The organism is Gemmatimonadota bacterium (assembly GCA_009838845.1).
In the GTDB taxonomy this organism is placed as follows: Bacteria; Latescibacterota; UBA2968; order UBA2968; family UBA2968; genus VXRD01.
The window spans coordinates 28,877-48,778 of the sequence record VXRD01000029.1 but is presented as its reverse complement, the minus strand read 5'-3'; the positions used below and the strand labels follow the sequence as shown (position 1 = coordinate 48,778).

General features: G+C 50.2%; 13 protein-coding genes. 2 read left to right on the top strand and 11 right to left on the bottom strand.

Annotated elements, in window-relative coordinates:
• Window positions 1-2 precede the first annotated feature (2 nt).
• The 3 genes from F4Y39_04545 to F4Y39_04535 form a co-directional block, all read right to left on the bottom strand.
• Window positions 3-1,484, bottom strand: a complete 1,482-nt coding sequence (locus F4Y39_04545; GenBank protein ID MYC12977.1) for a sulfatase-like hydrolase/transferase — start codon at window positions 1,482-1,484, stop codon at window positions 3-5.
• Between the two features lie 111 nt (window positions 1,485-1,595).
• A complete protein-coding gene (locus tag F4Y39_04540) occupies window positions 1,596-3,065 on the bottom strand; it encodes a hypothetical protein (protein ID MYC12976.1) in 1,470 nt (489 codons plus the stop codon).
• Window positions 3,066-3,146: 81 nt separating this feature from the next.
• Window positions 3,147-4,241, bottom strand: a complete 1,095-nt coding sequence (locus tag F4Y39_04535; protein ID MYC12975.1) for a hypothetical protein — start codon at window positions 4,239-4,241, stop codon at window positions 3,147-3,149.
• A 267-nt stretch (window positions 4,242-4,508) separates the two neighbouring features.
• Between F4Y39_04535 and F4Y39_04530 the strand changes: the two genes are divergently transcribed.
• The gene (locus F4Y39_04530) at window positions 4,509-6,071 is read left to right on the top strand and encodes a hypothetical protein (protein MYC12974.1); all 1,563 of its coding nucleotides are present in this window, start codon (window positions 4,509-4,511) and stop codon (window positions 6,069-6,071) included.
• A gap of 368 nt (window positions 6,072-6,439) precedes the next feature.
• Here the strand turns inward: F4Y39_04530 and F4Y39_04525 are convergent, their stop codons facing one another.
• From F4Y39_04525 to F4Y39_04510, 4 genes are all read right to left on the bottom strand, one after another.
• Window positions 6,440-7,924, bottom strand: a complete 1,485-nt coding sequence (locus F4Y39_04525) for a hypothetical protein (GenBank protein MYC12973.1) — start codon at window positions 7,922-7,924, stop codon at window positions 6,440-6,442.
• Window positions 7,925-7,943: 19 nt separating this feature from the next.
• Entirely contained in the window at window positions 7,944-8,690 is a 747-nt protein-coding gene (locus F4Y39_04520; GenBank protein MYC12972.1) for a phytanoyl-CoA dioxygenase family protein, read from the bottom strand.
• 189 nt (window positions 8,691-8,879) lie between these two features.
• Window positions 8,880-10,307: a sulfatase-like hydrolase/transferase gene (locus F4Y39_04515; GenBank protein ID MYC12971.1), complete on the bottom strand. Its 1,428-nt coding sequence runs from the start codon at window positions 10,305-10,307 to the stop codon at window positions 8,880-8,882.
• A 118-nt stretch (window positions 10,308-10,425) separates the two neighbouring features.
• Window positions 10,426-11,811, bottom strand: coding sequence for a sulfatase (locus F4Y39_04510; protein MYC12970.1), 1,386 nt, complete (start codon window positions 11,809-11,811; stop codon window positions 10,426-10,428).
• A gap of 20 nt (window positions 11,812-11,831) precedes the next feature.
• Between F4Y39_04510 and F4Y39_04505 the strand changes: the two genes are divergently transcribed.
• Window positions 11,832-12,749 (top strand): hypothetical protein, encoded by a 918-nt coding sequence (locus F4Y39_04505; protein ID MYC12969.1) that lies wholly within the window; start codon window positions 11,832-11,834, stop codon window positions 12,747-12,749.
• 76 nt (window positions 12,750-12,825) lie between these two features.
• Here F4Y39_04505 and F4Y39_04500 read toward each other — a convergent pair whose 3' ends face one another.
• The 4 genes from F4Y39_04500 to F4Y39_04485 all read right to left on the bottom strand — a co-directional run bounded on the left by F4Y39_04500 (window position 12,826) and on the right by F4Y39_04485 (window position 19,828).
• Entirely contained in the window at window positions 12,826-13,671 is an 846-nt protein-coding gene (locus F4Y39_04500) for a phytanoyl-CoA dioxygenase family protein (protein ID MYC12968.1), read from the bottom strand.
• Window positions 13,672-13,697: 26 nt separating this feature from the next.
• Complete coding sequence (locus F4Y39_04495) at window positions 13,698-15,689, bottom strand: sulfatase-like hydrolase/transferase (protein ID MYC12967.1); 1,992 nt, start codon at window positions 15,687-15,689, stop codon at window positions 13,698-13,700.
• A gap of 94 nt (window positions 15,690-15,783) precedes the next feature.
• Window positions 15,784-17,166: a hypothetical protein gene (locus F4Y39_04490; GenBank protein ID MYC12966.1), complete on the bottom strand. Its 1,383-nt coding sequence runs from the start codon at window positions 17,164-17,166 to the stop codon at window positions 15,784-15,786.
• Window positions 17,167-17,230: 64 nt separating this feature from the next.
• Window positions 17,231-19,828, bottom strand: coding sequence for a hypothetical protein (locus F4Y39_04485; protein MYC12965.1), 2,598 nt, complete (start codon window positions 19,826-19,828; stop codon window positions 17,231-17,233).
• Between the last annotated feature and the right edge of the window lie 74 nt (window positions 19,829-19,902).

The following is a 19,902-nucleotide window of genomic DNA, read 5'->3' as shown; positions in this document are numbered from 1 at the left end:
TGTTACCTGTCAGCCCCGCCGAGAAGCTGCTCTCTGGTCATTACCTTGATTGGTGGCAGGTTATCGACCATTCCCGCGTCCGTGCGTCGAAGCTCATCAATCGTCCCTTGCCGAAGTTGGGCGAGCAACTCGTGGTGATCGGATTCCAAAGCGAGGTTTTCCAGTTCCTCGGGGTCATTCTCGAGATCGTACATCTCTTCGATCTCCCCGGGGACGAGCCAGCGGATATATTTGTACTTTCCCGTGCACAGAGATACCCACCAGGGGATAGGCGGATTGCCTATTGGCTCGCCACAGCCGACATCGGTATCTTCTCCAAAATAATGACCCGTACACTCCATCAGCAGCGGGCGATCCCATTCGGCGTTGGGATCGGAGAGCAATGGTGTCAGGTCCTCCCCGTGCATCTTCCAGGGTTGTTCCATGCCGATCAACGAGAGAAAGGTAGGCGGGATATCCTGGCCGCCGATTGGCACATCGCATACTGTGCCTGCAGGAATCCGTCCCGGCAGCCGCATGATCATCGGCGCTTTGATATTGGCATCATAGGGCGCCACCTTGAGTCGAAAGCCGTGCTGTCCCCAGGCAAATCCCTGGTCCGACGTAAAGACGACCAGGGTATCATCCAACTGCTCCATCTCCTCTATGGCGCCGATCACCCTGCCAACCCCTTCATCCAGTGCGCGCACGCCCCGGTTGTATTGTTGTTCCCAATCGGTGAGTGTCCGTCCATCCCGGATGCCTACCGGTTGGCCCTGATCTCCCTCGCGCCAAACACCATAGTCCCGCATATGTGTCGCCTTGGTCGGGCGCGGCGGATAGATGTCTTCTGGCGTGGGGACCTGGGAAACATCTGGATAGTCCTGGAGATGGCGGTCAGCCACTTTCCAGGGGCCGTGTACTGCGTCATAGCACAGCCAGAGATGCCAGGGCTTATCCGGTTCTTCTGCTCGTCCGCGGAGAAATTCAAGTGCATACTCCGTGTAGTTATCGGTAGAATAGCCGCCAACCGGTTCCGGCGGCCCCCCGTTGATACTCATATTTTGATTGACATAATAGGGCCCATATTTTTCGGGTTGGCTGTGGTCCCAGATGGCAGAAAAATCCCAGTACCGACCGTGACCGTGATCGGGACCTGTGTGCCATTTGCCGACGATGCCTGTGTACCAACCGTTCTCGCGGAGATTCTCGAGCCAGTACGGACACTGGTCTGGATCGCGGACATAGTTTGGGTAGCTCGAGGGCAGGTGCATGCTCATCACGCCATGCGGCAATTTTCCGGTCAGGTACGTGGCGCGTGAAGGCGCACACCAGGCACTGGTATAGCAGTTGGAAAAACGCATCCCCTCATGGGCGAGACGATCGATGTTTGGCGTACTGATCCACGAATGCGCCTCGGGGTAGCAACTCACAGACCGAAAGCTCTGATCGTCGGTGAAGATGTATAAAATGTTGCTCGGACGGTTCAATTGATCATCGTTCATTTTGGTTCTCCGTAATCTATATGGTCAGGTAACCAGACCATGGTTCGCTTCTATTTTCTCTTGATTGCAATATGAAAATCCTATGCCAAATTGGGTCGCAAATCCATCAGCTCAGCGTTTCACCTGGGTATAGGGGCTTGAAATATACTGCTTGTAGCCGTTAACCTCTCGTCCATGATTGCTGAAGAAATCGATCTGGGAAAACCCTTCCTTTAACGGTATGGTTGCAGTCCAGGCACCAGTCTTTGCATCGCGTTCCATATCCATCCATTGGTCTGCGGGGATTTGCCCGTGCAAGAATGGGGCGGAACCTGCCGGAGCGCGATCATAGATCCACCATATGCGTCCGTTTATCGGCTGAGGTCCTTCATTAAAACGCACGCTGACACTTAGTTTGTCCTTGGAGATTGTATAATTTGACTTCGGAGGCTGTAGCAAAGGCTCGCCACCAAAGAAGTGATGCCAGAGGAAGGCGTCTTTATTCTGTTCGTCCTTTGCAGCAGCGACATGCGGCGTTTGCGAGTGCCCACCGTTAGGTTCGTAATAGACAGGCAACTGGGGATGGTTTTGCGCTCCCCAGAGAATATCGTAGGCGACATAGTCATGCGTTCCCGGCTGAAAAAGAATATCAACGCCGCGCTCCATCAGACGATCCCAATTCTCCGTAACGCTCACCCCGGGCCGTAAGCGATCCGCAAAGCTTTGCATATCGTCCAGGGATTTCCCCATTTTCAGCGCCATCTTACCCATACTGCGCTCAGATCCCACCATAACGCCTTGATACAATTTGGCGCGTTTTGGATCCAGGTCGATATCGCCGGCCTTTACAGCCTCAAAGAATGCTTTGTTTGCCTCTTCAGCTTTCGCCGTTGCTTCCCTGTCGGCTCTTCGAGTCGGCGAAAAGTAAGCAAACGCATGGTTGGAGCATGTCGCGGTAAAACGCTCGTCATGTATCAAGGCGACCGCAGGCGACATGCCGTTCTTGGAGCTGCCCGAACCGGCCACTTTGCCTTTTTCGAAGTAGTCGGTTTCCGCATACGCCGCGGTGGTTGCCCGCATTAAGGTCATCGACCAAATCCAGAGAGTCGTGTATCGAGGATTCAGGTCTTTCATGAACCTGCGCATCATTTTTTGCTCCAAACCCTGTTTCCCCGGAATCTGCCTAAACGCCTTGACGTGCGTCTTAACGAGGCCAACGCCACCTGCCAGCAGTTTTGCCTGAAAGTCGGTTGGGCGCGAGTCTTTCATCAACGTCTCATAGGGATTGGCTCCCGTAATGCTAAAGCCCTTCGCCTTGCCTTCGAGCGGCACAATCATACGCACCGGGATCCGATAATCTTGTCCCGGCCACCATTCGGCGACATTGATTTCGATGAGCTTTTGTCGCGTCGTGCCTGTCACCTCATCTACATGCCAGTCCTTCAACGTCTTTATATCCAGCGTGCTTTCGTCCAGAATCTCTTCACTATTGAACATGTCGCAATTCATACCAGAATCCTTCTCAGAATCGGCAGCAAACGCTACGGAAATCGTAAAAGTCGCGAGAATAACCAGCGATGCCATTATTCTAATTCTATCCATTGCCTTCTCCTTTGCAGATTTGGTGTGGCTCGCTAAGACCTATTTTGGTTCCAGGCTGTCTCTTAGACAACCGGCCTGATTTCAGGCGCTCCGTCTCGCCGATGGCCTCGATGCGAAAGAAGCTGCAACCGTGCGAACAGCCTCGCTCCAATCATCCCAAAGCCCCGGACCTTCCGGGCGAGGCTCTGGCGGGGGAACTTCTGGCCCAAGTTCAAGTTCGTGGAGTTTTCTCACGTTGGGCGGTGGCGATGGTCGTGGCCCTTTGACATAACGGCCGTTATATACTCTGTCATATACAGATTTTTTGTAAGCATCATAAAGAATCATCTGTCGAATCTGCGGAGGATTGCTGTAGTTCCGCGTTGCCGAGTGGAACATGCGTCCGTGCCACAAAACCACATCGCCCTCGTCACCAAAAAATTCAAAGGGCTCAATGTCGGCGAGTGCGTCCTTGAGACCTGGGGGCTGCGGCAGCACGAATGCCGCAGCGCCGCTTTCCGGATGGGGCGAATGTAGAATTGAATAGCGAGCGAGGTCTGCGGAATCCGGCTCTGCTTCGTAGAGCAAGCGATGACTGCCGGGAAAGAGAGCAATGCCACCTCCACCCTTGGGAACCTGGTCAACGTATGCGCTCGCCACCAGATGCACCGGCTCGGGATCAATGTGTGCACCGGCACGGACGGCATCCGCCAGAGCAGGTGAGTCGCTCGGACGCTCTCTCGGCAACACGCAATACATACCGCGCAACTCCTTGCCACCCCAGACTGGCCAACCACGCAACCGACTTCCACGCGGATCTGGATCGGCCGCGGAGGAAGTTACCTCTGGTGTCACAACTTCACCTTCGCCGAGAAGTTGCTCAAACCACGGGAATACACGGCGTGGAAGCAAGTTGATCAGGTCCTCGTCGCCAGAGAGTTCACGCAATCGCCAGCCGTGGTCACCGGTGCGATCATTCATGCCATCAGGGGTGCTTTGACGATCTGCCTCCGGGACACCGTTTAGCCAGGTTTGAGGGTCGTCTCGGCGCAAATGACTTGAAGTGTTTCCTGCCCACAACCTATCTCGTGCAGCAGCACAAAGTTTGGGGTCGAGGATCTTTCGTTTCACGAGGAATCCGTTCGTAATAAATTGTTGGATCTCTTCTGTACTCAGTGCTGCCAATGCTGTATTCATGGAATAAGCCCTCTTTCTTCAATATTGAACCATTGTACGAACTTCAATACTGAACCATTGTACAAAAAAAAGAGTTGGATTTCAACAATTCTTAAAAGACAGGTACTTACGGAAGGCGATGTATGTTATTTGGAATTTTGCTCGGAAATCACCCTGAACAAATTCGCTTGCTTCATGTCCGTCCCTTGTTGTAGTATGCATCCGGATCCTGCCCCTGGACACCAGCAGTAGTTTTGGTGATTTCAAATGCATTGAGGAGGAAGAAAGATGAAAGCAAGACCATTCAAAGGTGCGAAGATAGGCAGGGGTCTGACCATTGCATTGCTATTGGCTTTGACCTCGGGCAACGTCGCGGCCCAAAGCCCCACCGAGCTGCCAGCCAAAGATTTGAGCACGATTGATTTGTCAAAATCGGAAGGTGCTAAATACTTTCTCATAGTAAAGGCTTATGCCGATTATATGATTACCCGCGGGCGCGACCGTTACGGAAAAGAACATTCGCCCCTTTTTGCCACAACGCTTAACCGGGAAACCGGAAATGTATATCGCGAAAATCCTCCCGATGCACCCAAAGGTATCCGCAATGGCGATCGCACTTGGCGTGGTTCAAATACGTCAAAAGATAATGGTTTATACAGCATACTTTATCACTTGACGGAAATCACAGGAGATGACAAGTATGCACGGGAAGCGGATAAAGCAATCAAATGGTTTTTTGCCAACTGCCAAAGTCCTGAAACGGGATTTATGGCCTGGGGAGAACACATCGGTTGGGATTTTTTTACAGAGGCGCCTATTAAAATGGGTACTCGATCTTTGACACACGAGTACAAAATTTTCAATTATTGGGACAAGGTGTGGGAATTTAATCCGGAAGCTGCTGAAAAGTTTGCACTGGGATTATGGGAACACCAGATTTATGCGCACGAAGGACCAGAAGCGGGCGAGTTTAGCCGACATGCCAGTTATGACACGCATAGTCCTGGAAAAGGAAGAGCTTTTCCCGCACATGGCGGCAATTATATCTATGTTTGGACAAAAGCATATCGGGAAACTGGCAAAGAAGTTTTTTTAACCGCCATTGAAACCGTATTGAATTATTATGAGCGAAATACAACCGATAAAGGTGCGATCTTATATGCATCAGATTTTCCTGAGCAATATTCTTTGAAACAAAGTATGAATCTGGCATCCAATCTCTATCGCGCAAAGGATTTTATGCCCGCAGACCTTGCAAATAGGATGAAGAAATTGTCAGAAGGAACAGATTCTTTGTATTTAAGTTTTGATCACGATCCGTCAAAAGGCGGAAAAGGATTTCTTGAATCTGCTAATCTTATGACCCTTGTACCGGGGAATTTTCGGAGGTCAAGTACTGGAACGGATGCCTGGACTGAAATGTGGTCGGCTGGTTATGGGGTGGGATCGGGAAGTACCGAGCAGGCAAACAAATGTTATGCGCGGTATAAACTAACAGGTATTGAAGGCTATAGAATCCTTTTTATGAAAGCGGTGAATGCCTATTACAACGAAGATCCTCCGCCGTCAGCAGTACTTTATCCCAGCAATTATTCCAGCATATTTAATATGATGATGAGTGCGTATGAATTAACAGGGGCAGAACGTTTTTTAAGCAAAGCAAAAACGTATATGGACTTATCGGTAGAAACTTTTCTGAGTGATCAATCCCCTCTGCCAAAAGCATCAAACCAAAGTGAACATTATGAAGCCATAACAGGTGGCCCAGAATTAATGGAAAATGTGCTGCGTTTATGGATGGTGATAAATCCTCAGGATCGTGTTGGCGAAACTGAAATAGGTGAAAAATAAATACAATTTCAACTTACAGAGAAATAGGGAAGTGACCATGCAAAAAACTAAAACCACCTGATTGGAGGAGCACAATATGGGACTGGAAGTTTACGATTCAATACGGTGGAATCACATCAGTAAAACCAGTTTTTTCATTTGGAGAAAATCAATCAGTCAGGAGTCTAACAGATGAACAATACCAACTGAGCCTGGTTTGGGTATTAGCATCGATGAAGATAAACTCATGGCACAGGTTGGCGAACCCCGGCCCCGCAGCACCAGTTACGATCTCGATGATGGATCGGTTGTAGACTGGTAGGATTTGCCATAATTTTTAGGAAAACGAACGCGCAACCCCAATGATCCCATTTGCTTCACCTTAGCCATCAATGCTGAGATGGCGAAAGTTCCACTCGGGTATAAGGGCATGAAAGATACTGCTTGTAGCCGTTAACCTCTCGTCCATGATTGCTAAAGAAATCGATCCGAGAAAACCCCTCCTTTAACGGTATGGCTGCCGTCCATACGCCAGTCTTTGCATCATATTCCATCTCCATCCATTGGTCTGCGGGGATTTGCTCGTGCAAGAATGGGGCGGAACCTGCCGGAGCGCGATCGTAGATCCACCATATGCGTCCACTTTTCGGCTGAGGTCCTTCATTAAAACTCACGCTGACACTTAGTTTGTCCTTGGAGATTGTATAATTTGACTTCGGAGGCTGTAGCAAAGGCTCGCCGCCAAAGAAGTGATTCCAGAGGAAGGCATTGAGATTCTGATTATTTTTTGCTGCCGCGCTATGCGGTGTTTGTCTGTGTCCACCACTGGGTTCGTAATAGACTGGCAACTGAGGATGATTTCGCGCGCCCCAAAGAATGTCAAATGCAACGTAGTCATGTGTTCCCGGCTGAAAAAGCATATCGACGCCTCGCTCCGTTAGCCGATCCCAATTCTCTGTCACACACAATCTGCTAAGAATGCAATCTGCCAGGTGGTGTATTTCGTCCCAGGATCTTCCCGCTTTCAACGCAAGTTCATGCAGACTCCTCTTTGATCCCACCATATTGGCTTGATACCAACGCGCGCGTTGTTTGTTTAAATCGACATTGCCTGCCTTGACAGCCTCAAAGAATGCTTTGTTTGCCGCTCGCACGTTATCCATCTCTTCCTTGTCGAATCTTCGAGTCGGAGAATAGTAAGCAAAGGCTCTATTGGAGCATGTCGCGGTAAAACGCTCGTCATTAATCAAGGCGGTAGCAGGCGATATGCCGTTCTTGGAGCCGCCTGAGCCGGCCACTTTGCCTTTTTCAAAATGATCGGTTTCCGCATACGCGGCGGTTACAGCCCGCATTAAAGTCATCGACCAAATCCAGACCGTCGTGTATCGCGGGTTAAGGTCTTTCAGAAACAATTGCCCCATCTCTTGTTCCAGTCCCTGTTTTCCCGGGATCTGATTGAACACCTTGACAACAGTCCTGACAATGCCAACGCCATTGGCTAACAGTTTTGCCTGAAAGGCGTTTGGTTTCGAATCTTTCATCAGTGCTTCATATGGACTTCCTCCTGTGATATGAAAGCCCTTTGCTTTACCTTCGAGCGGCACAATCATGCGCACTGGAATCCGATAATCTTGTCCAGGCCACCATTCGGCGACGTTGATTTCGATTAGCTTCTGTCGCGTCGTGCCTGTCGGCTTGTCCGTGTGCCAATCTTCCAACGTCTTTATATCCAGCGTACTTTCGTCCAGAATCTCTTCAATATTGAACATGTCGCAATTCATACCAGAATCCTTCTCGGAATCGGCAGCAAACGCTACGGAAATCGTAAAAGTCGCGAGAATAAACAGCGATGCCATTATTCTAATTCTATCCATTGCCTTCTCCTTGCTGTCTCTATGCCGTTTCCACTACGTTAGGACGGCGGACGGATGGGGGCGTGAGAACGCGTTTTTGTTGCTCGGTCAGGTCTTCGTAGTCTTCGTGATTGTAGTATATTGATGCGTAGGAAGCGTGGCCGGGGGTGAATTTGTAGAGTAGGGTTCTGCGTTCGTTTTCAGCAGTCCAGGGCAAGGTTCCGTGCATCGTCGCTTCTGTGAAGATGAGGGCGTCGCCTGTTTCTGCACTTGGATTGGCGAGGTAGTGAGGGATGCGCTTAAAGGAGCGAACCTCTTCAGGGACGTTGAGGGCAAAATTGGATTTGTGTGAACCGGGTACGCAGCAGAATCCGCCAGAACCTGGGGGGGCGGGTGCAAGGAAGTAGACGACTACGGTCAAGCCATTGCGCATGACGCCGTCGCGATATTTGTAATAGTGCGTACCTGCACGATGGTCCCCACCATGGAGGCCACCTTTGCGCCCACCTTGACGCATAAAGATGCCGTAGTCGTGGTCGGCACGAAATTGGGGGCCGAGGAGTTCGCTGAGGTAAGGAATCATGTTGGGGTGGTCAAACAGATTTTGGAAGGGTTTGCCCCAGAGCGAGACTCTGCGGGGAATCTTGAGTCCGTTATTCACTTCCTCTTGGTCGGCCATTTTTTGATCGGCAATTGCATTGAGTTCGTCTACTTCGGCTTGAGAGAGTACATTTTTGACAACGATGTATCCTTGCAGGTCAAATATGAATTTTTCTTCAAGTGTCACGGAGAATCTCCCTTTCTATATGGTCAGGTAAACCAGACCCTGGTTCGCTTCTATTTCCTCTGTTCCGTCCCCTATCTTTTTTAGACAACCGGCGTGATTTCAGGCGCGCGCGTTCCACTTGTTCCTGCGTTAATATTTGCTCCATTACATCTCCAGAAAATCAGTATTGATAAAAACACAGAGGGGATTCTAAACACTCGGCAAAGGCACAGTATCTCCTGTTTCATGTTGCCACAATCGAATCTTCGCCGCCATATCGCGAATGCGATCGCGATGTTCAGGAACATCAAACAGATTGTTTTCTTCATAAGGATCTGTATTAAGGTCGAACAACTCACACTGATCACCAGCACACAAATTCAACTTCCAGCGATCACCCGTCACCACAGATCGCCAGGGCAATGTCGCCATCAAGTTAATGCTTGGATTCCCTAAATTGCGATCGCCAATCCCATTCCACTCCATAAATGCAACGTGATCCTTCAAATCGCGCTCACCGGTGAGTGCACCAGCCAAACTCTCCCCTTCACACTGATCTGAAACTTCAACGCCCGCCAGATCCAAAAGTGTCGGCACCAAATCCGCATGCCCAAACACACCATCGATTCGTTTCTGTTCCTTATTCAACCACGGCACACTGAGCAAAAACGGCACTCGCGCAGACTCTTCGTAAAACGTCCGCTTTTCCATCATCGCATGATCGCCCACCATTTCTCCATGATCACTCGTGTAAGCAATAATCGTATTCTCCAGTTGCCCTGTCTCTTCCAATGCCTGAATGATCCGCCCCACAGCATCATCAACAATCTTCATATTTCCGAAGTATTGCGATCTCACTTTTCGCCATCCCAATTCCGTACTTAAATCTTCACCTGCCTCCTTCTTCGTTGCATAATGCTCTGCTCGCACCCGATTAAATCGCGAATGCCCTTCAGGTTGTTTCAAAAACGTCGGGCCAACCGGCAATTCCTCAGGATCATACAAACCGTCATACGGCCCTGTATATGGAGGGTGCGGTTCAAACGTACTGCACACCAGCAACCAGGGCTGATCGACATTTTCTCGAATAAACCGATCCGCTTCCTGCGCGACAAACGCCCCGACCTGTTGTTCCGCTGGCAAACGCGCGCGATCTCCTGCAGAAAATTGTTTCAAGTCCGGTGCCAAATGCGAGGGTGGTTCAACGCCCTGCGCCACCAACCACTCATAGTGGGAACTCATCGGCGCATCTTGAATCGTATTCAAATGCCGCAAATTATCCTGAATACTGATCCACTCATCAAACCCATGTTGGCGAACGGTATCGTTGCCCAAATGCCATTTGCCCATATATGCCTTGCGATATGTATCTGGCATCATTTCCGCAATCGACTTTGTATCTTCTCGTAGATGAATCCCATTCGCCACACATCCGTGCGAATGAGGGTACAACCCAGACATCAGCGTACCCCGCGATGGCGTACACACAGCCTGACCAACATACGTATTCTCAAAAACAAAAGACCGCTCCGAAAGCGCATTCAAATGCGGCGATTGAATCCAATCATTGCCGTAACACGACATGGTATCTGTGCGTTGCTGATCTGTGAACACAAAAAGAATATTCGGTTGATTCATATCTATCCCTCAAATTTGTCGTTCAAAATGCCGATCTTCTGTCGTTCGCGGTATTCCCTACTTGTTAAACCAAAGAAGCTGCAATCCGTTTTCGCTCACAGTACTTTTTGATTTTCGTTCACACTTGTTTCCTGCGAAATGCGTGGGGATTGACGATTTCATACCCCCATCGATCCAACAATTCCTGCCCGTTCTCAAACGCGTCATTATGTTCCTTCAACAGATCTGAAAGCAAACCTTCCAGATGCGTTTGAACAGATTCTACCTCAGGCCGACCACAAAGGTTCTCCAACTGATAAGGATCTGCCTCATTGTCATACAACAACCAGGGCCCCTCCAGGTCACGCACATAAGTATAACGGCTCGTGCGAACGCCTCGATATTCCCTGCCACCATGTTCATAAGAATAATTGGCAAACGGAACGTAGCATCCAAAAAGTGAAGCCTCCAAAGGCGCATCGGCTTCACCGAGCATGTGTTTGGCAAAACTCACCCCTTCGACGCCTTCCGGTACAGGCGCGCCCACCAGATCCAACAACGTCGGCATCATATCTGGTATGCCAAAAGGGGTGTCGATTTGGCGACCAATCCCATTTGGCAATCGCAACAGAAAGGGCACAAGCATAGATTCATCCCAGGGCCGTATTTTCCGATCATGGCCTTGCGACCCATTCATTTCACCGTGATCAGAGGTAAACACAAGAATTGTACCCTCTGTCATCCCGAGGCGTTCAAGTGCTTCTTCAACACGCCCAACACAGTGATCAAGTGCCGTAATATGCGCATAATAACCCCACATATCATTCCGGGCAATCGCCTCACACTCAGCAGGCACATTGTCTCTCAATACGATTTCATCTTCATTGTAGAGCGCTCTGTATTCTTCCGGCACTTTGTGGAAAGGGTTATGAGGCGGGCCATATGAAACAAAAAGGAAAAAGGGATCGTCTTCATTCTGCCTGCCCTCCAGATACTCAATCGCACAATCGGTCTGTGCAAACGCATCGTATCCTTCCCACTTTTTCATAATGCCCGAGTCATCATAATAGGGCGAATCGTAATAATTGTGCGAGCATTCGTGCGCGCGCCAAAAGTCAAAGCCCAACCGTCGCTCAGGTGGGATGAAATTTTGCTCGTGGGTATCTCCGTCCAAATGCCACTTGCCAATGTATGCGGTGTCATAACCGTGTGACTTTAGAACCTCAGCGAATGTGGTCGTATCGGGCTCAAGCCGAATCTGGTTTAAAAAGATCCCATGCGTCAGTGGATATTGCCCGGTCAAAAGACAGGCACGAGCCGGACAACAAACCGGGCACGTTGACACAGTCGTATCCAACCGAATACTCTTTTGAGCCAGGGCATCGAGGTTGGGTGTCTTAACATTTGGATCTCCCGCATACCCTGTTGCCTGTGCGCGCCACTGATCGGTCAAAATGAATACAATATTGGGCTTCTCTTTGTTGGCCACAAAAACCTCCCTACTTAATTGCACAACAATCAGAATGCAATCACGATACGAAAAAGTTGTCCATACCTCATGATAATCAAACAAATATTGATAATCAATATAGCCCACAAAAACAAAAAATGAAGAGTATTTGCCGTAGTTCAGAAATTAACTTATTATGGGACATGGCAGAAAAGGCTTGTAAACCATCGAATGAGGAATACTCTATGGCTCTAAACGAAGATCAACTCACCTTTTACCGACAAAATGGCTACTTGCTGGCCTCCGGCCTGATTTCTGATCAGATCGCGGCTCAAGCCGAAGCGGCGATGTGGAAGCTGATGGACATGGACGCGGGGGATGCGTCCACCTGGTCGATGGTGCCGGAGACCGCCGATACGTATAACAAAGGCAGCGGTGCGGTGATCTTTAACGGGGTGCAGGATCCCGATTTGATGGCCTGCGCCACAGACGACTACCTCAACGCTGTAGCGCAGCTGCTGGGCGAACCGATTGATTCGTTGCACTCACCCGAAGCGATCTTTGCACTAAATTTGTTGGGGCGTCCGGGGCAATGGACCATGCCACGGCACCCGCACATCGACGGCCTCAACCCGAAGCATGTGCCCAAGACCTTTCCCGGGCCCTATCGCATCACCAGCCTCCTCTATCTAAGCGATATCGAACCGCAGGGCGGAGGGACCTGTGTTTGGCCTGGTTCGCCCAGCAAGATACGCGCCCTGGCTGAATCCGATCCGGTCAAGTACAAGCACCTGAAAGATCTGAACAAGGACATCCCCTCGTTAGATCTGGAACCCGGTATCGAACTGACACCGAAGCGCGGTGATATCCTTTTTTTTCAACACTTGTTCGGCCACAATGGGTCGGTCAATACTGCGGCTAAACCACGTTTTATGATGCGCTTTTTTTGTTCGTGCGAAAAATGCTACACGACCTGGCCCAAGGCGGATCATTGGGGTTTTTGGACGCCATAGGCCTCATCCCATAATACCGCGTTACACAAAAGCGCGTCAACGAATCACAGAAATATCAAAAAGATTTGATTCCTTCTTAAACAACCGGTCTGATCTCTGGCGCACCGTTCTCTTCACACCACGGCGTAAGCGGGCTATCTCCACCGCCAGCTTTGTACCCCTCTATTTTTGGATATCTTTCACCCACCAAATACCGACCCAATTCATCCAGTTTATCCATAAAGGCAGGCTCTTGACTCCGATAGTCCAGCGGCATCACCCAACGATAGCCATAACCAATCATGATCGCCTTTCGCATGTTACCCGATGTGTTTATACCTGCTGCATGCCCGGTTCGATTTTCAAAGAACAGGCAATCACCCGCCTTTAAAGAAGCCTCAACATAACCTTTTGGTCCAGGCTCTCCTTCAGGGACTTCAATGGGGTTGCTGTGGCGATTGGAGCCAGGCGCAACCAGCGTCACACCCGAGTTTGGTTCGGTCAGATCATTGAGATAAAACGCGCACTTTAACAAAACACGGGGCACATGATTTCCCAATACTTTTGTCGCTGCACCATAATCGCGATGCCATCCGACCCGCCGAACTTTCTTCGAGGGATCGGAAGAGCCTCTATAAGCAAGTTGTGATACCATCAGTTGGATATGTGCACCCAAAAGCTGTACCGCAACCGACAGCGATTTGGCGTGGGTTAGCAGGGGAATAAAAGCATCATCTTTCACAATACAATTCTTAAAGCCCAGTCGTCCCGTGCGCATGTGTTGGTCGTCACTCGCAATCAACCGATCAGCAGCCTCAACGACCCGGTCAATCATGTCCTGATCGAGCACGTCGCGCACAATGAGATAGCCTTGCTCATCAAACTGCCTGATTTCTTGCGCTGAAAGCGCATACCAGTCCAGATCAATTGACGATTCTGTCATCTGAGCTATCCTCCATTCAACAATTTTTAAAAGTTAGCGGACAGTTCAATTCTCTTCATCACCCGCTCCAATACCCACACCCTGACGATGCCGTCCCGCTGCCCACCAAGCCCGCTTGTGTAATTGTTCTTTTCGAGTTGCGCATTGTGTTCCGGTCCGAACATCTCCTGTTTATTTATGGCCCGCGCCAGGGCGGGAATAAGCGGTTTCATGGGCTGGAGTTCTTCGCGGCTGCGGTATGACAGATAGGCACCGGCTCGTAGCCGCGCCCAGAGGATATCGCTCGACAGCGCGCGCTCAAAAGCAGGCAGGGCCAGGGCGCCTTCGCCTGCCCGCACCAGATAGTCTCCGGCGGCCAGGCTGACGCTGATTGAGGGATCGTCAAGGAGCGGTGACAATTGCTTGATCATCTCGCGTTCCACACCGAGCGAGCAAAGGCCGGTAACAGCCCAGAAACGCACGGCGCAGTCGGGATCACCAAGTCGTTTTGCGAGTTCTTCCTTTGCTTCGTCACCCATGCGTGCCAGGTCTGCTGTTTCCAGGATTCGCTCGTAATTATCACAGTGGGCCCCGACTGCATGGCAAATGCCGTTGTACTGCTCTGCTCGTGCAGCAATTTCCGGTTCATCAATCAACCCCAGATCGCGGGTCTCGATCATCCAGTCGAACAGCTTCTGTCGCAAGCCATCCTTCACATTGCTGTAAGCAGGATCATCTGCCAGGTTATTTATCTCTTCGGGATCGTTCTCGATATCGTATAACTCTTCGGCGGGTTTGTGATCCTGCCAGATCTGGAACTGCCGGTAATGCTCAGGCAACCCGTCCTGTTTGATCATGACCGGCGGGCCGAGCATCAGAAATACGCCGTCGGGGTCGTGGACCTTCTGTTTGCCCGGTAGGCAAGAGGTCTCCCAGAAGGCGCGTTCCGGCGTTCCTTCCTCCGGGACCTTCGCAAAGAATCCGCCGTCTGGATAGAACGAAGCGTATGGCTGGTGGGGGAGGAAGTTGCGGAAGTAACGGTATTTTTTTGTGCGGATTGTGCGGATTACTTCCGGATTGTTGTCCAGCCGATCCCTGGCACTGCAGACAAAGTCCCTCGATTCATCTCTGTTGGGGCCGCACAGGTTGCGACTCTGGATGTGTTCGGCGATAGGGACACCTGCCAGTTGCAGGGTCGTCGCGCAGAGGTCCAGGTGCAGGACGGGTTCATCAACCGCACTACCGGGTTCTGCCGGGGATAGGTGCTGATACTTCTCCGGGAATCGCATGATCAGTGGGATATTCAGTCCGTCGTCGTATGCGTGGATCTTGCCCCGGGGATAACCCGTGCCATGGTCTCCCCAATAGACCACAATAGTGTCTTCACTGTGCCCCTGTGCTTCAAGCTCGTCCAGGATCTCCCCGACCTGCTTATCGACATTGGCAAGGGCGTCGTAGAAGAGCGCCATCCGTTCCCTGAACAGGGGGGTGTCGGGAACAAAGCTCGGAACCGGCACATCATTCGGATCGTGCAACTCGTCGTCGCTCAAGAGCGAGGAACGCGCTTTCCGCGCATCCTCGGGCGTCAGTTTGAATACACTTGCGTGGGAACTGCCCAGTCTGTAATACATGAAGAACGGCTTATCTTCAGGACGATTCTCCCAGAAATCTTCAGCGTTGTAATACTGTTCACGCTCCTCTTTGGAGACGTATAGATTGATGTCATTATCCGGCTGCGTGCAGGCGTAACCGGCGTCCGTCAGCATTGTGTTTAACAACTCAACTCCTGCGGGGCGGATGATCGCGCTGCGGTGATGATGTGTGCCCAGCGTGGTCGGATGCATGCCGGTATAGATGCCCGTGCGCGACGGTGAGCAGATTGGGCCAGCGGTGAACGCGTTGGTGTAGCGCACACCTTCTGCCGATAGGCGGTCAATATTTGGGGTATGTGCGTATTGATCTCCGTAGCAACCGTAGTTCCAGGCACTGGAATCGTGGTTACTGATCCAGAGGAAATTGGGTCTGTCTTGTTTTGTCATCTATCTGGTTCTCGAGAAAAAAGATTTTGTGATGATTGGATATCAATACGCATCAGACGATAAAAATGCGAACTGCCAATCGCGTTGTAACCCCTCACCATTTCTGGTCTATAATCAGAAACCCTTTCGCTTTACACAGTTCACTGTCTTTCCACCCGTAAAAGAGGAGCATGCCATCTCTTACATTTCCTTTTGGATCTTTAATCGGTTGAATATTGTTAAATTTCCAACCGGCATACTCCGGGGCACGTGGCGTCAAATCTCTCGCTCTTTGCCAGGTGAATCCACTATCTGTGGAGATCCACTCTTCAATATCTCCTCCACCTTTGGAGTCCATGTTGCCACGTTTTCCTTTTATAAATTTGTGATCACCTACTATCAGATAAGCATGCAGCGTGCCACTTTCATCCTGCCTGAGATAGCAACTGTTCCAATCATCAGTGGCAGGGGTGATAACCGTCTGTATCCATTCATGATTAATATACCTCACATAATAGTAATTGCACCTGTCGGGCACGTCTTCTGATAGCACATGCAAAAAGGCCGGATTGTCATTTTCATCTATGACAATATCAGGTGGAACGCCTGCGCCTCTCCAACCGGTATCCCAAATTTTGCATTTGTCATTTGCAGTGCCAATATCAATGGGCGGTCTGACTGTCTCGCCATCAAAATTCGCGACCTCATGCGTTTGAAGGTTGATTTTTACATAATAGAGGTTGTATTTGATCCCGAGATTCTTTTTGGTTCCATAACGAGGATTGTAAAACTTTTCTGGGATATCCTTCTTATTGTCATCATAAGAACAAAATACGGCGTGCAAAAACTTTCCATCTTTACTCGGAAAGCAAGTGTGATAAGAAGACCACTCATTCAAGTCCATCGGATCATCTACTGTTGCTGTTTCTTCCCCCATGTTTAAATCTGTGACATCGTTTTCAGGTCCTGACCAGGTTTTACCTTCATTGTCTGAAATTAAATATGACCACGAACTTCTGTGCTCTCCTGTTCGGAAATAAACCACTTGTCTATTATTGTATATGTGATAAACCGTAGGGTAAGAAAGCGAGTTTCTTATTTCAGGGGCTGGAGACCAGTCTTCTACACTGTTTCCAATATCCGCTACCTTTTTGGATATTAAATGTGTTCCTGGCGTTTTGTGACAACCTGACAAAATATGTAAAAGGTCATCATTATCAGCCCAGATTATGGGGCAATAATGCTGGTCGTTTGAGCCTTTGGTTCCCAGCTGTAGGGGAGATGAAAAGGACTTTGTCTCGGGGTTAAAAGAGATAACAAAAGGATATGTCTTTTCTCTGGTCTCAGCATCCATTGGTGCCCCGCCATTATAAACGATATATACTCGATTGTTGATATAGATGGCTTGAGGGCGCTGCCTTCTGTCATAGATCATTTTTAATTGTCCCCCACTTCCAAAGGGAACAACAGAAAAATCCGTTTGTTTCTCAGTGTCCACAGCCTGACCTCCAAATGCAATCGGTGAAATAAGAAGGACGCTCAATTTTCAGGAGTGCCACTATCTACTTCCTGGTGGGGGATCCTTCAGGATCTACTGTAGCGCCTGTTACAAATAATAAGGCATCTTTGGAAAGCTTCTTGCCGCCCACGTACATACCCCATCGAAAGGTACTGCGACCACTGGGTCTTTCCCAGTCGTGGCGGCCTACAAATTCTCCATTGATGTAGCATTCAGATGTATGGCCGTTGTCGCGAATGCGGACATCAAAAGACTTGCCTTCCATGTTCTTTAATACTGTCTTAGAAGTCGCTCTGCGCGGCTGGAATACGACGTCACCATCAGCGGTCATAACCAACATTATAGACCAGTCTTCACCACTGTTTTTCACCTGAAAGATGCCACACCCCTGCGCTTTCACAATCGTGTAGGTGCCAATCCATTCATGCCAGGTACCGCGGTTCCACCTCTTTTTGCTAAACGCCTCGATCCGGGCCGCATTGGCACGTGCATTGCGCACATTGTGCTCGCCATCAAAAAGGCGAAACACCTGTGTGTTTCCGTCCTCTTGATACCATCGCGACCATTTGTGAAAATCGCGTCGAGGAATCAAACTATTGCCCGGTGTGTGAATATTGATTTCACTTTCTATGGGGCGTAATGCATGGGGTCCCTTTTCTACCACCTCGTTATTGACGTCAATTATTGAACCTGTTATTCCCGCAGAGGAGTTCGTACCGATCGGAATCTGTTTCTCTTCGAGAATGGACGACCAGGAAGGATCACTACCCTGCCTGGTGTACAGGAACCCGGGGTTGTCTGTTGTAAAATCCAAGATCTTCTTCCGCGTTCCCTTGCTGATGGTGACAACCCCGCTGTTCCACTCAGCATTGAGAAAGGGGCTTTCAAAGACTTTCTTTGGCGCGTAGTCGATTGGCTTGCCATTGATTGAGGGGACCGCTTTGGCGCTGGTATCAAAGGTCAACTGATCGCCATAGATGGTTTTGTAGCGCAGCACCGTCCCATCTATATGAACTTCACAGACCTTCACCTTTTTTTTGAAAGCGTCGAAACTCGTGACATCGCTCCTGGCCATGACTTCAATGATCACTGGTGCGTATTCATCATTGGGGATCATGGTCGCGTTTTCGGGAACAAAGCGATCCGTTTCAAACTCGCCATCCATCCACTTGAAACCGCCTGTGGCTACGCGGATTGCCGCATAAGCGCCTTTGGCCTCCACATAGACCACGCCATCCTCTTCCACTGGCGCGCTCAACCCGCTCTTCGACATCCAGATGATCATCTCGGCACCGTCCTTATGGTGCTTGAGCTTCTGGGTAATCAAGCTGCCTTTGCTCTGCACGGACCACTGTGCATTCATGGCCACCCGGTTGTCTTTGGGGCGAACGATGGGAACAATACGCGCATCGTGTTCGCCGGCAAAGATCACGCCTTGCCAGCGGTTTTGCGCACTGATCGCAGCCCAATCCTTCAGAGGCCTCGCTTCCGTCATCGGCGTTCCCATGATGAAGGCGGGATCGCAGTAGCTGTAGCGCAGAATACCCCCTCCATCGGTTCGCATCCTGGTCGGCACTTGTGTATCAGCAGTCTTCAAAGGGCGCCCCGTTTTTCCCAGACCCTGAGGACGCTGCCGCACCTCGTAGCGTCCTCGTCCTGCCACGTCGATTGCGATATCGGCCACCACGGCTGGTGGTCGGTAGTCGCTGAGAGCCGCGTTTACGTCATGACCATAAACAGCAGGCTGCTTGCCGATACCAAAGTAGAACCAGGCCAGCGGCGCATTGCCATGATCCCGATTTTGCTTAAGCCCTTTCCAGAAATAGATGCGCGACCGCCCACCACCTTGAACGCCGTCAATCTGTTCCTGCGCCCAATAGGCAAAATAAAGATCGAGCAACAGCCCGGCTGACCATCTCACCTGCGGGTCACCAAAGTCGTAGAAATTGTAGAAACCCTTGATCAATGTGCTGTTATAGTCGTCGCACATCATTTCGATGCACAGGCTTTTGCGCGCACGTTCACGGCAGTAAACCACAAAATACGCATTCCAGGCCCGATAATGTTCCGCCGCCGTAGCGCCGTCATCATACTTGAGATCCTTGTATTCGGGCCGATTTTTCGCGATTTTGGCAAATTGCCAGCAGACCGTAAAACTCATGGCATGATGATTCTCCGACAGGTAGATGTGCCAGGTCCTGGATTTCTCGTATTCCGCCTTATCAAGCCTGGAAACCTTCCTGACGTATTCCCAAATTGGCTTGAGAGCGAGGGCTTCGGTCTTTTTGGTGATGCGATTACTACCGTTGGCGCCGTACATCTCAATCAGCCGCATGACGATCTCCGCATGCCAGTGAAAACTGTCGCGATCATTGATGTCCATGGGATTGTCGAGATAATGCTGGGCATTTTCGACAAGTGCGGCATTGGCTTCTTCCAGCATCTCGTTCAGGTAGAGGCAACGTGCGGCAAACCCCACCATGGAATAGGAATAGGCCCGCACATAATTTCCTCGCCCGGGATCGAGTGGCTTCTGTTTCTTTGCCCGCACCAACGGCTTGCCGGATTCAGCGCGAAACATCGCATCCACTCGTTGTTCAAAGCCAGCCACGACCGCTTCGGAGGTAAAATTCTTCTTCACTGATTCAGCTCCTTGTGTCTGCCCAGTTATAAGTATAACGATCAGCATTATACGGTTGATGATTCGCATTATAA